9 protein-coding genes, 1 other RNA gene and 2 pseudogenes are annotated in these 13,598 nt (G+C 61.4%); 4 read left to right on the plus strand and 8 right to left on the minus strand.

The annotated features are described in order from the left end of the window. Positions 1-13: 13 nt before the first annotated feature. Entirely contained in the window at positions 14-1,579 is a 1,566-nt protein-coding gene (gene istA, locus C3F36_RS01470) for an IS21-like element ISAs27 family transposase (RefSeq protein ID WP_043851823.1), read from the minus strand. Between the two features lie 204 nt (positions 1,580-1,783). On the opposite strand from istA, the pseudogene C3F36_RS01475 reads away from it, so the two are divergent. Beyond that, positions 1,784-2,521 (plus strand): annotated as a pseudogene (locus tag C3F36_RS01475) (IS481-like element ISAs19 family transposase); the annotation flags it as partial. A 50-nt stretch (positions 2,522-2,571) separates the two neighbouring features. Here the strand turns inward: C3F36_RS01475 and C3F36_RS23685 are convergent. The 7 genes and pseudogenes from C3F36_RS23685 to C3F36_RS01510 form a co-directional block, all read right to left on the minus strand. Continuing rightward, positions 2,572-2,724: pseudogene (locus C3F36_RS23685) on the minus strand (IS5/IS1182 family transposase); the annotation flags it as partial. Positions 2,725-2,967: 243 nt separating this feature from the next. Further along, the gene (gene gcvP / locus C3F36_RS01485; protein WP_104454302.1) at positions 2,968-5,844 is read right to left on the minus strand and encodes an aminomethyl-transferring glycine dehydrogenase; all 2,877 of its coding nucleotides are present in this window, start codon (positions 5,842-5,844) and stop codon (positions 2,968-2,970) included. A gap of 232 nt (positions 5,845-6,076) precedes the next feature. Next, positions 6,077-6,466 carry a glycine cleavage system protein GcvH gene (gene gcvH, locus C3F36_RS01490; RefSeq protein WP_010675081.1) on the minus strand — a complete coding sequence of 130 codons (390 nt, stop codon included), beginning with the start codon at positions 6,464-6,466 and terminating at the stop codon, positions 6,077-6,079. Positions 6,467-6,542: 76 nt separating this feature from the next. Continuing rightward, the gene (gene gcvT / locus C3F36_RS01495; protein ID WP_104454303.1) at positions 6,543-7,640 is read right to left on the minus strand and encodes a glycine cleavage system aminomethyltransferase GcvT; all 1,098 of its coding nucleotides are present in this window, start codon (positions 7,638-7,640) and stop codon (positions 6,543-6,545) included. Positions 7,641-8,021: 381 nt separating this feature from the next. Beyond that, positions 8,022-9,242, minus strand: coding sequence for an FAD-dependent 2-octaprenylphenol hydroxylase (locus C3F36_RS01500; RefSeq protein WP_199769641.1), 1,221 nt, complete (start codon positions 9,240-9,242; stop codon positions 8,022-8,024). Positions 9,243-9,342: 100 nt separating this feature from the next. Beyond that, on the minus strand, positions 9,343-10,566 hold the full coding sequence (ubiH, locus tag C3F36_RS01505; RefSeq protein WP_104454304.1) for a 2-octaprenyl-6-methoxyphenyl hydroxylase: 1,224 nt from the start codon (positions 10,564-10,566) through the stop codon (positions 9,343-9,345). 187 nt (positions 10,567-10,753) lie between these two features. Beyond that, positions 10,754-11,323, minus strand: a complete 570-nt coding sequence (locus C3F36_RS01510) for a UPF0149 family protein (protein WP_042864005.1) — start codon at positions 11,321-11,323, stop codon at positions 10,754-10,756. A 173-nt stretch (positions 11,324-11,496) separates the two neighbouring features. Between C3F36_RS01510 and zapA the strand changes: the two genes are divergently transcribed. The 3 genes from zapA (at position 11,497) to C3F36_RS01525 (ending at position 13,568) form a co-directional block, all read left to right on the plus strand. Beyond that, positions 11,497-11,829 (plus strand): cell division protein ZapA, encoded by a 333-nt coding sequence (zapA, locus tag C3F36_RS01515; protein ID WP_158656059.1) that lies wholly within the window; start codon positions 11,497-11,499, stop codon positions 11,827-11,829. 16 nt (positions 11,830-11,845) lie between these two features. Next, a non-coding RNA gene (gene ssrS, locus C3F36_RS01520) (6S RNA) lies at positions 11,846-12,028 on the plus strand. Positions 12,029-12,230: 202 nt separating this feature from the next. Next, positions 12,231-13,568, plus strand: a complete 1,338-nt coding sequence (locus C3F36_RS01525; RefSeq protein ID WP_041205620.1) for an IS4-like element ISAeme15 family transposase — start codon at positions 12,231-12,233, stop codon at positions 13,566-13,568. Positions 13,569-13,598 lie beyond the last annotated feature (30 nt).

Here is a 13,598-nt window from a genome sequence, read left to right on the forward strand (position 1 = left end):
CTGATCCGTGGGGTTAGTGGAAGTAGTGCTCGCCATGGACATTGTCATGACGGATGTCTTGCAGCGGATCCTGTCGCTCGTTGGCAATGAGTTGTTGCTCCTCCAGGCCATGCTTGAGCATGCTGCGGATGTTGTGCAGCCGGTTGGCGCCGGTCAGGTGCCCCCGGAGGCAGGCCGCTTCCAGCCGCTCCTTGCCATAGGTTTTGCTCTGCCCCAGCAAGGCCAGGCAAGGGCGCACCGCTTGCGTCGAATGCTCTGCCTGCCGGATAAAGCCATCCACCCAATGCGTGGTGTAGGGGCCGATGGACGCCGCCCAGCCAAGCAGTCGCTCTGGCGACCACTCCAGCAGTGCCTGATGATGCGCGGGCATGTGTTCACGCAGGCTGCTGTGCTGGCCTTTGTGATGACTCCGCTGGTGTTCGGCCACGATCTTGCCCGCGTGGTACAGCGTGACGGTATGCTCGGCCAGATGCGCCTCCAGCCGCTTGCCCTGCAAGGCATAGGGCACTGAGTAATAGTGCTTTTCCAGATCGACGTGGTAGTCCTTACCAACCAGCACCGGCACTACTTTGGTGTAGTGATAGGGATAATCCGGCAACGGCTTGAGCGCCGGTGCATCGAGCTCGGCAAACAGTGAGGCACGGCAGCCAGGCAGCTTCTGGAAGGATTTCTGGTTGAGCCGGGTCAGCAGTTCACCCATTCGCTGATTGAGCTGGGCCAGGCTATGGAAGGTTTCATGACGCAGCACCGCCAGGATCCAGCGGGTGACGATCTGCACGCCCACCTCCGCCTTGGACTTATCCTTCGGCTTGCGGGGCCGCGCGGGCATGATCGCCGTACCGAAATGGGCCGCCAGCATCTGGTAGGTAGGGTTGAGATCCGGATCGGTATTGCGCGCCACGCTGACGGCACTCTTGAGGCAATCAGGTACCACCAATTGCGGCACACCGCCAAAGAACTCGAAAGCGCGCTTGTGGCTCATCACCCAGTCATCGAGCTGCTGGGAGCGGGTGGCCTCGGCAAAGGTGTAGTTGGAGGCCCCCAGCACGGCGACAAAGATCTGGGCCCGGTAAAGGATCTCGCCGGTATGCGGATCGACAATGGGCATGGTCTGGCCGCAGTAGTCGACAAAGAGTTTTTCGCCCGCAATATGGGTCTGCCGCATCGAGGGTTGCAGCAGCGCCGCCCACTCTTTATAGAGCCGACAGAAGTGGTTGTAGCTGTAGTGGGAGCCTGGATGGCGCTCGGCGTACTCCTGCCATAGCAGCTCGAGGGTCACGCCTTTTTGACCTGGTTTTTTGAGTTCCTGATGCAACAAGGCCCAGTTGGGAGTGGGTTTGTGCTGAGTTTTATGGACAGAGCAGGTCTTGAGAAATGCGCGCTCCAGGGAGACATCATCCCAGGACTCAGACAGGGGCCAGGTCATGATACCCAGTTGAGCCGCCCGGTTGAGGTAATAGGATACGGTGCTAGGAGAGATATGCAGGCTGAGGGCGATCTGCCGATGAGCCAGTTGAGCCTGATATTTAAGGCGAAGAATTTCTTTGAGTTTTCTCACAGTGATAGGCCTCGCAGACATGCACGTTCCTCTGTTGGAGCAGATGGGAAAGTGCGGGTTTAACGAAGCGGGGAGAAAAAGTCACCAATAACATGGATGCCGATCATGGTTTCCCATCGAGGGTAAAAAGTGATCGGCGTGGGATGTTATTGAGTGATCGGCATGGATGTTATTACGTGATCGGCATGAATGTTATTGAGCGATCGCCATGCGTGGGAATATGCAGTCAGTGCGGGCGGTGTGCGTGGCGTGTGGCAACGGCACGACTTGCTCTCCAAACACGACCGCTTGCTGCGCCTTGAGAAAACTCACCGGGAGCAGACCATTGAGCTCAATGACGAGCAGATTCGCCTGCTCGAACGCTTCAGCCCCGAGTTTCGCGAACGCCAGATTGAGGTTCACTACACCGGAGAACTGGTGGCGGTCGACACCTTCTTCGTCGGCGCGCTCAAGGGGGTTGGCAAGGTGTATCTGCAAACCGTGCTGGACTGCTATAGCCGCCACGCCTGGGGACGGCTCTACACCAGCAAGCTGCCGGTGACCTCGGTTCATGTGCTCAATGAAACGGTACTGCCGTTTTTCGAGGCCCACGAGGCACGGGTCTATACCATCCTGTCGGATAACGGGCGCGAGTTCTGTGGACGTCCTGACCACCATCCCTACGAGCTGTTCCTGCAACTGGAGGGGATTGAGCACCGGACAACCAAGGTACGCAGGCCGCAGAGCAACGGCTTTATCGAACGGCTGCATCGCACACTGCTGGATGAACACTTCCGTATCAAGGGGAGGACGACCTGGTATGAGTCGGTAGAACAGATGCAGACAGACCTGGATAGCTACCTGGAACACTACAACACCCAGCGGCCACATCAAGGCAGGATGATGGAGGGACAGACGCCTTACAGCATGTTCAAGAAGGGTCTGAAATTGATACCGAAGGAAGTGCGCAGTAAAGTAGCGTAAACAAGACACCGGTTTGAGGCCGGTGTCAGGTGATAACTAGATCTGTACATGCCGTTGTCAGCTTTCGGGTAGACCGGTTCAATGACACTGAGCATTCTGGCCCATGGGAGCAAAGCGTCCATGCGGGCTAGGAATGTCTCTTTGCGGGTTTTGCGGCGTTTACCATTGAACTTGCTATCCGCGGAAGTAAACTGTTGGACCATGCTGAACCTCATCCCTGATACCAAGTGAGACTGATAGTCTCACACCAGAGTCTTGTTCGCACCTTCCCCAACACGGCTGAAAGATCAAAATGCGATCATTTTTATAATTTAATGACTCTCAGTCCACGGAATAATAAAAAGGCCCTGCTGTTGCAGGGCCTTTGAGTTTCCAACTTGAATGGTCGGTTTCCAACTTCAATGTCACGGTTTCCAACTTAAATGGCCGTGATCACTGCGCCGCGATTACTTGGCGTAATCCTCGGTGGGTACGCAAGAGCAGAACAGGTTGCGATCACCATAGACGTCGTCGATGCGGTTGACCGACGGCCACAACTTGCTGGCGCGCACCGCGTCGGATGGGAAGACCGCCTCGGCGCGGCTGTAGCCACGGTTCCACTCTGCATCCATCACGTCGTCCTGGGTGTGCGGCGCATGGACCAGGGGGTTGTCGGCGAGGCTCCAGTGACCGTCCTGCACCCGGGCGATCTCGGCGCGGATGGCGGTCATGGCTTCCACGAAGCGATCCAGCTCGCGCTTGGATTCGGATTCGGTCGGCTCGACCATCAGGGTGCCCGCTACCGGGAAGCTCATGGTCGGCGCGTGGAAGCCGTAGTCCATCAGGCGCTTGGCCACGTCCATCTCGCTGATGCCACTGGCTTCTTTGAGCGGGCGGATGTCCAGGATGCACTCGTGGGCCACCCGGCCGTTGCGACCTGTATAGAGCACGGGGAAGGACTCGCCGAGCTTCTTGGCCAGGTAGTTGGCGTTGAGGATGGCGACCTGGGTGGATTTCTTGAGCCCCTCGTCCCCCAGCATGGCGATGTACATCCAGCTGATGGGCAGGATGCTGGCCGAGCCGAACGGGGCGGCAGACACGGCGCCGTTGTCACGGCTCTCCTTGTCGGTCTTGACCACGGCGTGACCGGCCACAAACGGTGCCAGGTGTTTCTTCACGCCGATGGGGCCCATGCCCGGACCGCCACCGCCATGGGGAATGGCGAAGGTCTTGTGCAGGTTGAGGTGAGAGACGTCCGCGCCGATAAAGCCTGGCGCCGTCAGCCCGACCTGCGCGTTCATGTTGGCGCCGTCGAGGTACACCTGACCACCATACTGGTGAACGATGTCGCACACCTCCTTGATGGTCTCCTCGTACACCCCGTGGGTGGAGGGGTAGGTCACCATCAGGCAGGAGAGCTGGTCTCCGACCTCGGCGGCCTTGGCCCGCAGGTCGTCCAGATCCACGTTGCCTGCCTTATCACAGGCGGTGACGATGACCTTCAGGCCCGCCATCTGGGCGGAAGCCGGGTTGGTGCCGTGGGCAGAGGCCGGGATGAGGCAGACATCGCGATGCCCCTCTCCGCGAGACTCGTGGTACTTCTTGATGGCCAAGAGGCCCGCGTATTCGCCCTGAGCGCCGGAGTTGGGCTGCATGCAGACCGCATCGTAGCCGGTCACCTTCACCAGCCAGTCTTCTAGATCTGCCAGCAGCAGCTGGTAGCCTTGAGTCTGCTTGAGCGGCGCGAAGGGGTGCAGCTTGCCAAATTCAGGCCAGGTCACCGGGATCATCTCGGCGGTGGCGTTGAGCTTCATGGTGCAGGAGCCCAGGGAGATCATGGCGTAGTTCAGGGCCAGATCTTTCGCTTCGAGACGGTGGATGTAGCGCAGCATCTCGGTCTCGGAGTGGTACTTGTTGAATACCTCGTGGGTCAGCACGGCGTCGGTGCGCAGCAGATCTTGCGGAATGGCGTGATGCGTCTGGGCGGCCTGGTCGAGGGCCTCCACATCGAGGCCGTGACCCGCCCCAAGGAACAGGTCGAACAGCTCGGCCACATCGCCTCGGGTGGTGGTTTCAGAGAGGGACACACCGACCGCACCGTCCAGATCCCCACGCAGGTTGATGCCGAGCCCTTCGGCCTTGGCAATGAGTGCAGCCTTGTCCGACGTCAGTACTGTGAGGGTATCGAACCAGCTGGCGTGCTTGAGGGCCACACCCTTGGCGGTGAGGCCGAGCGCCAGGATGGTGGTCAGACGGTGCACGCGGGAGGCGATAGTCTTGAGCCCCACCGGGCCGTGGTAGACGGCGTAGAAGCTCGCCATGTTGGCCAGCAACACCTGGGCGGTACAGATGTTGGAGTTGGCCTTCTCGCGGCGGATGTGCTGCTCGCGGGTCTGCATGGCCATGCGCAGGGCGCTCTTGCCACGGGCATCCTTGGAGACGCCGATGATGCGACCCGGCATGGAGCGCTTGTAGGCGTCGCGGGTGGCGAAGAAGGCGGCGTGGGGGCCACCGTAACCCATGGGCACACCGAAGCGCTGGGCACTGCCGAACACCACGTCGGCACCCAGTTCACCCGGGGATTTGAGCAGCAGCAGGGAGAGCATGTCGGTCCCGACGCAGGCCAGCCCCTTCTGGGCCTGGACGGCGGCAATGAGGGAACGCAGATCGGCCACATTGCCGGTGGTGCCCGGGTACTGGAACATGGCACCGAACACCTCTTCGCTCACGGCCTCGCCCGCAGGGCCGACCACCACATCGAAACCGAAGTGGACCGCGCGCTCCTTGACCACGTCGATCACCTGGGGGTGAACGTCCTCGGCCACGAAGAAGAGGTTGGATTTGGATTTGGCCATGCGCTTGGCCAGCGCCATGGCTTCGGCGGCGGCGGTGGCTTCATCGAGCAGGGAGGCGCTCGCCAGATCCATGCCGGTGAGATCCAGGGTGAGCTGCTGGAAGTTGAGCAGGGCTTCGAGACGGCCCTGGGCCAGCTCGGGCTGATAGGGGGTGTAGGCGGTGTACCAGCCCGGGTTTTCCAGCACGTTGCGCAGGATGACGTGGGGCACGTGGGTGTCATGGTAGCCCATGCCGATGTAGCTCTTGGCGATCTGGTTCTTGGCCGCATAGCCCTTGAGCTTGGCCAGGGCCTCCACTTCGGTCATGGGGGCGCCGATACCAAGCGGCCCCGGACGACGGATGGCGGCGGGGACCGTCTGCTCAATCAGATCGTCTAGGCTCTCGGCCCCCACGATGGCGAGCAGGGCCCGCAGTTCTTCCTCACCCGGGCCGATGTGACGGCGGATGAAATCGGTTTTTTGCTCGAGTTCAAACAGTGACTGGGTCATTTCCCTATTTCCTGGTAATAGGTCCTGGCATGACATCCTGATAACCAAGACCTGATGTTCCTGTAGCCGGTCGATACCGGCTCCACTCATGTTCTGTGTCCGCCGCGGGCAGACGGGGAATGCGGCAAGGGCATCCCGAAGGCGCAAAGGCTGTGCCCTTCCTGCAACCGCCATGGCCGCAGGATGGCAGTCATACAAGAGGGCCCTGCTGTGTTGGCAGGGCCCGGGGGCATTACTCTTCGTCCACCACGTTCTGGTAGCCTTCGGCATCCAGCAGGTTGGCGAGCTCGCCCGCGTCGTCCAGCTTGATGCGGAACAGCCAGCCGGCGCCGTAGGGGTCGGAGTTGACCAGCTCGGGGCTGCCTTCCAGCTCTTCGTTGACGGCCAGGATCTCGCCGCTCACCGGGCTGTAGATGTCGGAGGCGGCCTTGACGGACTCCGCCACGGCGCAATCTTCACCGGCGCTCACCTGCTTGCCCACTTCCGGCAGATCGACGAACACCATGTCCCCCAGCAGATCCTGGGCGTGCTCGGTGATGCCGACCACGGCTTCGCCGTTGGCTTCAACACGGACCCACTCGTGGGAGGTGGCATATTTCAGTTCGCTCGGGATATGGCTCATTTGTGCTTCCTTTATGCTCTTGGATCGCTTCAACAAAAATGGGGCGGCGAAGGTCAACCCTCGCCGCAATCAATGATTACACCAGCGGCTGGCCGTTGCGCACGAAGGCCGGCTTGGTGACTTTCACGGTGACCTGCTTCTTGCGGATCTCCACCTGGGCCTGTTCGCCGATATCGCGGGGCACCCGCGCCAGGGCGATGCTGTAACCCAGGGTGGGCGAGAAGGAGCCGGAGGTGATCACCCCTTCCCGTGTCTCGCCGCTCTCGCTGGTGAAGGTGACCGGCATGCCGGCACGCAGCACGCCCTTTTCTTCCATCACCAGACCCACCAGCTTGGGCTGGTTGCCGGCGGCCTTCTGGGCTTCCAGGGCGGCGCGGCCGATGAATTGGCGGGAGGCAGGCTCCCAGGCCAGGGTCCAGGCCATGTTGGCGGCGAGCGGAGAGATTGTCTCGTCCATGTCCTGACCGTAGAGGTTCATGCCCGCTTCCAGGCGCAGGGTATCACGGGCACCCAGGCCACAAGGGGCCACGCCGTTGTCCAGCAGGGCCTGCCACAGATCGCACGCCTTCTCCTGGGGGACCACGATCTCGTAGCCATCTTCGCCGGTGTAGCCGGTGGTGGCGATGAAGAGATCCCCGGCCTGCACACCGAAGAAGGGCTTCATGCCTTCGACCGCCGCATTCTGCTCGGGGGTGAACACCTTGGCCGCCTTGGCCTTGGCGTGGGGGCCCTGCACCGCGATCATGGCAAGCTCGGGGCGCTCGGTCACGCTCACGGCAAAGTCGATGGCGTGATGGCGGATCCAGGCCAGATCCTTCTCGCGGGTGGCGGAGTTCACCACCAGGCGGTAGAAGGTATCGGTCAGGAAATAGGTGATGAGGTCATCGATGACGCCGCCTTCCGGATTGAGCATGCCGCTGTAGAGGGCCTTGCCGGGGACGGTGAGTTTGGCCACGTCGTTGGCCAGCAGGTGTTGCAGGAAGGCTTTGACCCGCTCGCCGGTCAAATCGACGATGGTCATGTGGGAGACATCGAACATGCCTGCATCGGTGCGCACCACATGGTGCTCTTCCAACTGGGAACCGTAGTTGATGGGCATCTCCCAACCGTGGAAGTCCACCATCTTGGCACCCGCTTCCAGGTGTTTCGGATGCAATACAGTAGTCTGGATCATCGCTGTGTTTCCTTAAGCGTTCGCGACAACACTCGCAATCCGCCCCGGCTCGTCGGGAACTACGGACCACAAGCTCTGTGCTCGTTCCCGCCCGGGCGGGCAGGAGTGATTCCTTGAACGGAGCGGATTATATGACAAGCGTGCCGGGGCACCGCTCAAAAAAAACTAATCCTCACCCGACTCACTGACACCAGACACTAAGGCAAAAACAGTGATAAAAACAACCAAAACCGCGCCATTGCGGGATTTAATGTTGATTTTTACCGTCCCGTCACAATTTACAGAAAAACGTTTCGCTTCTCGCCAACATTAAAGGCTGACACCCCGAAGGGGAATCTCGCCCTGTCAGATTAGTTTTTTTGTTAAAACCCCGGAGTAGGATTAGATTTTTTCACCCTTGGCCAGGGTGGGCAGCTCCCCATCCAGCCCCATGGCGGCCCGGATCATGCCCTGCTTGAGGGGACCAAGACCGTCGACGGCGCGAAGCCCCACCCCACGCACCAGCTTCTTGAGGGGGTTGCTGCCCGCAAACAGTCGCTTGAGCCCCTCCATGGCCGCCAACATGCGCGCCGCCTCGCTCTTGCGCCAGCGCTCGTAGCCCCGCAGGTTGGCGAGCAGGCCGATGTCCGCGCCCTTGCCGTGATGAATGAGGATCTGCTCCGCCAGGGCGGCGGCATCCAGCAAGCCCAGATTCACCCCCTGCCCCGCCAGCGGGTGGATGGTGTGGGCCGCATCCCCCACCAGCACCAGGCGCTCGCGGGCAAAGTCGCGGGCGTAGCGGGCGGTCAGCGGAATGGCGCTGCGAGCCCCCTCCACCTTGCACAGCCCGAGGCGCCCATCAAAGGCGGCGGTGAGCTGGCGGTTGAAGCCATCGTCATCCAGGGCGCAGAGCGCCTCGGCGCGGGCCGCGGGCACAGACCACACGATAGAGCAGAGGTCGGGCTGCCACAGGGGCAGGAAGGCGAGCGGCCCCTGGGGGGTGAAGATCTGGCGCGCCACCGCCTCATGGGGCTCGGCACAACGCACCGTCGCCACCAGGGCGTGATGACCGTAATCCCAGCTGGTGAGCGGGATATCGGCCTGACGGCGCACCCAGGAGTGGGCGCCGTCGGCGGCCACCACCAGCTTGGCCGAGAGGGCCTGGCCATCTTCCAGCAGCAGCAGGGCGCCCGCTGGCCCGCACTGCAGGCTGGTGGCCTGGGCCGGGGTCAGCATCTGGATATTGCTGGCCCCCGCGATGGCGTCCAGCAGCGCAAGCTGGATCACCCGATTCTCGACGATGTGGCCAAGGGCCCCCTGACGCAGGCTGGCGGCATCGAAATCGATGTGGCCGAAACTGTCCTGCTCCCACACCTGCATCTTCTCGTAGGGCTGCAGGCGGCGCGCCACTATGCCGTCCCAGGCGCCGACCCCTTGCAGGATGTGCTGACTCGCGAGGCTCAGGGCACTGACCCTGTTGTCCGGCGTCTCACCGAGCGTTGCATCGGGCAGCCGGCCTTCCACGATGGCCACCTTGATCGCCCGGTTCTTGAGGGCGGCAGCGAGCCCCAGGCCCACCATGCCCCCCCCCACGATCACCACATCCACATCTTGCATCTGCATTCTCTTGTGTCCTTTCCGGGCGAGTCGCCAGGATCTGCGAGGCGACGCCCACAGGCGTGCCTCTTGCTCGAAATCGTCTTTGCCGCCGGGGCGACAGCGCTTATTGGCCGCACACCTCGTCCACGAATCCCAGGGTGCGGGAGGCGAGCGGTGCCTTGAGCCAGGGCACTCTGCCCATCAGGGAGAGCGCCAGATTGCGGCCCACCACCAGGGGAGCGTGATGGTTTGAGAAGAGCTGGGCCAGGGAGGACGTGAGCCAGACGGTCTGGGCCTGATCGTCCCGCCGCTGCTGCCAGTAGCCGCTTAGCACCTCAAAGCCGCCGATGTCTTCCCCCGCCGCGAGCGCACGGGCCAGGGTCCGGGTCAGCACGTCCAGATCCCGCATGCCGAGGTTGAACCCCTGACCGGCGATGGGATGCAGCAGGTGAGCGGCGTTGCCCACCAGCACGGTACGCTGGGCCAGGGGATAGTCGGCCACCGTCAGCACCAGGGGGTAGAGGTTGCGCGCCCCTGTGCGCACGAAGCGCCCGAGTCGCCAGCCAAAGGCCTGCTGCAGACGGGCGAGAAAGGCGGCATCATCCAGCGCCATCAGGGCCTGTGCCTCGTCCCGCGGGACGCTCCACACCAGGGAGGATAGGCCGTCCTGCATGGGCAGCAGGGCCAGCGGCCCTCCGTCGGTGAAGCGCTCGAAGGCCCGTCCGGCGGGATCCTCGGCGGTCTTGACGGTGGCGATGATGGCGCTCTGACCATAATCGTGGCGACTGACCGGCATCTTGAAATGCTGGCGCACGAAGGAGTGGCCCCCGTCGGCCGCCACCAGCAGCCGGGTGCGGTAGCGCGCGCCCCCCTCCAGGGCGAGCGTCACTCCCCCCTCGTCGGGGTCAATGGCCTCAAGCCTGGCCGGGCACAACATACGGATCTGCGGGCAGGCGGCGATCGCCTCTTGCAGCACGATGCCCGCCGCCGACAGCTCGATCACCTGACCGAGGGCGGGCAGGCCATACTCCGCCGCCGACAGCCGGGTCTGGCCGCAGTGGCCCCGATCCGACACATGGATATGGGTGATGGGGGAGCAGTGGGGCGCCAGGTGCGGCCAGAGGCCGTGACGGGCCAGCGCCTCGCAGGTACCGGCGGAAAGCGCGATGGCACGGGCATCGAAACCGGGATGAGCATTGAGCTCGGGCGCACTCGCCTCCAGCAGCAGGATCTGCAGGGGGGCACCATCCTGTCCTTTCAGGGCGGCAAGGGAGAGTGCCAGCACGGCACCGCTCATACCACCGCCGACGATAGCCACGTCGACGTGAACCAGATCAGTTTGAGACATGAGAAGAGGGCATAGGCGAAAAAACGTGGGCCAATCCTACCACAAAGGTGGCGGACGGGATGCGAAGCCACGGGCAAAAAACCGCTTTGGCACCATGGGTTAGCAGAGTACCTCCCCTGCTCTCACCCCTTGTAAAACAGAAAGAGCGCCGTGATGCGCTCTTTCATTGACCCGCTGGGCGGGCAGATCAGTGCAGGGTCGGCGGCGTGCTCGGCGCGGCCGGGCGCTTGCCAAACTCCTCGAACGCCATCATGACTCCGAGGCGCACGTGTTCGTAGAGCACCAGGAAGGAGGCTTCGTTCTCTTCATCTTCCTGATCGAACTCGGCAGAGACCTGGGTGATGCTGGCGATGTCCTGAATCATCTCCTGCAGCTCTTCGGATGCCTTGGAGAGCTCCTGTTGGACCACGCCAAAGCCGGCCAGGAAGGCCTGGGACCAGTCCACCAGCGAGTCGATGCGCTCATCGAGCGGCGCCTCGTCGCTTGGCAGCAGCAGCTCGACGCCCTTTTGTGCCATCAGGCTCTCGATCACCTCGTGATAGAGGTCGGTCATCACCTGGCGCACCGGTGCCGGCAGACCGAAACCGTCGTTGATCAGATCATTGAAATGGGGCTGCCAGCTTTTGTCGTCCAGGGCCACGCCACCGCACACCAGGCCGCAGATCACGCCATGGGCCTCGACGGCCGTCGCCATGAGGTCGTGCTGTGCCATCAGGTCCGCCACGGCGGCGTATTTCAGGGGGTTTGTTTTGCTCATCTAGGATCCGCTCAAAGTTCAGGCAAATATGCAGAATTTATGGCCGAGATCCTAGCATTCTCCCCCTGCCAGAGCCAGCAAGGCCTTGAAACTTCTGCATCTGCGCTATATAGTCCCGCCCAGTTGTCCACGTGGATAAAGGCGGAAATCAGCCCCGCCGTATTGAGGAAGGCATGAGCATAGAGGCCGTAGAAATCGTCATTCTGGGACGTCCCTACAAGGTGTCCTGTCCCCTGGGACAACAAGATGCCCTGCGCCAGGCCGCCGACCAGCTGACCGACAAGCTCATCGAGCTTCGTCAACGTTCCAAGGTCTCCAGCAACGAACAGCTGGCCGTCATGGCAGCGCTCAATTTCTGTCATGAGCTCTGCCTTGAAAAAGAGAAAAACCACCAATACTCTGAGACCATGGACAAGCGGATCAAGATGCTGCAACGCACCATCGAAGCCGCCTTGATCGAGCACGGACAATACGGTAAATCCAGCGAAGAGGCGCAACAGCCCTAATCGCACCGAGTTTTGAAATTCCCTGGAGTGTTTGTCAGCCGGTTCAAGTCCCCGAGCCGATATTCATACCAAACAGGGGGTCTGCCTTCTGGCTATTGAGCATGCTCGGCCCGACCGAGAAGCCTGCGGCCAGATTAGATCTCCGCCTTGAACCGACGGTTCAAGGGCCCAAACCGGCAACGGCATCTCCGGGGTACCTACCCAAAAAAGCCCGTCATCACGACGGGCTTTTTCTTTGCCTGCGCGGCAATCCCCTTCCACTCGCCTACGGCGTCTCGCCACCCGGCAGGAGGCAGTAAAAAGCCCGCCAACGAGGCGCAATGCTGATCAGTTAAGGATCCATTGACCGATCCTTCTGCTGTAGGACAATCCGGAACCAATCACTGGTTCCGGATTTTTTTATGTCTATTGCAAACGATCTGAACGATGTTGTTGAGGCATCTGGCGACATGCTGGCTCGGCTGGCCATTTTTGCCGACCATATTCCCGACGAATGGATTACTGCCGCTGCCGCCTTGTCTGAAAAGGCCACTATCCGCCGACGCCGCTTACCTTCTGATATGGTCTTGTGGCTCGTCGTGGGGATGGCCTTTTTCCGCAATGAGCCCATCTCCGAGGTCGCTCGGCGCCTCAACATCTGTGCAGAAGGGTTGGCCAATGATGCCTTGCTCGCGGACAGTGCCCTGTCTCAGGCCCGTCAGCGACTCGGCAAACAGCCGCTCGAGTGGCTGTTCAAACAGTGCGCCGATGTGTGGGGGCGGGAACGTTATCCTGAAGACCATTGGCACGGTTTACAGGTCTTTGCCATCGATGGGGCCCTGTTCCGAACCCAGGATATGCCTGAACTCAGAGCACATTTCGGCTCGGGTAACACCTCAACCAACCGGCAGACACCCTACCCGATGCTGCGGTTGGTCACGCTCATGAATGTCCGCTCGCATGTCATTGCCAACGCGGCCATCAGCCCGTACCGCAAAGGGGAAATCCCCCTGGCCAGCGAGTTCATTCACTCATTGCCGGACAAGTCAGTGACCCTGCTGGATAAAGGCTTCTTCGGTGCCGACCTGTTGCTGCGTATTCAGGCCGAAGACACCGACCGTCACTGGCTCATCCCGGAACGCAAGGGGCTGGTATACACGGAACTTGAGCGCTATGGCGACGGTGACCGTCTGTTGCAAATGACGGTCTCGCCTCAGGCTAGCAAGAAAAACCCGGCGTTGCCGACACACTGGCAAGTTCGCGCAGTGACCTATGAGGTGGCAGGCAAGGAGAAAACGGTCTTTACCTCCCTGCCCGTGGCGCGATTCAGCGCAGCTCAGGTGGCGACCCTGTACCACGAGCGCTGGGAAATCGAGCTGGGATACCGGGATATCAAAAGCGCGATGCAGCACAACGCCATCACGCTGAGAAGCAAGAAAGTGGACTTGGTCTATCAGGAGCTGTGGGGATTGCTGCTTGGATACAATCTGGTCAGGCGGGAGGCCAGCCAGGCCGCCGTAGCCCATCAGCGAGCGCCCAATGAGGTGAGCTTTAAGTTTGCCTGTCAGTTCATCGCGAACCAGATGGCAGTGATGGCGGGCGCGTTATCGCCAGCCCATACGCCACGGAGGTTGGCGGAGTTGCGGGGCTGCATAGGCGTCATGTTCATAGAAAAACGCCCCAGGCCATCGAGACCCAGGGCGGTGAAGATATCAAAGACCCGTTTTCCGGTAAATCGCAATGCGGCTCCGCTTAAGTGAACAGCATTGCGCCTTCGGGGCGGGCTCTTG

This window comes from Aeromonas sp. ASNIH2 (assembly GCF_002934795.1).
Classification (GTDB): domain Bacteria; phylum Pseudomonadota; class Gammaproteobacteria; order Enterobacterales; family Aeromonadaceae; genus Aeromonas; species Aeromonas caviae.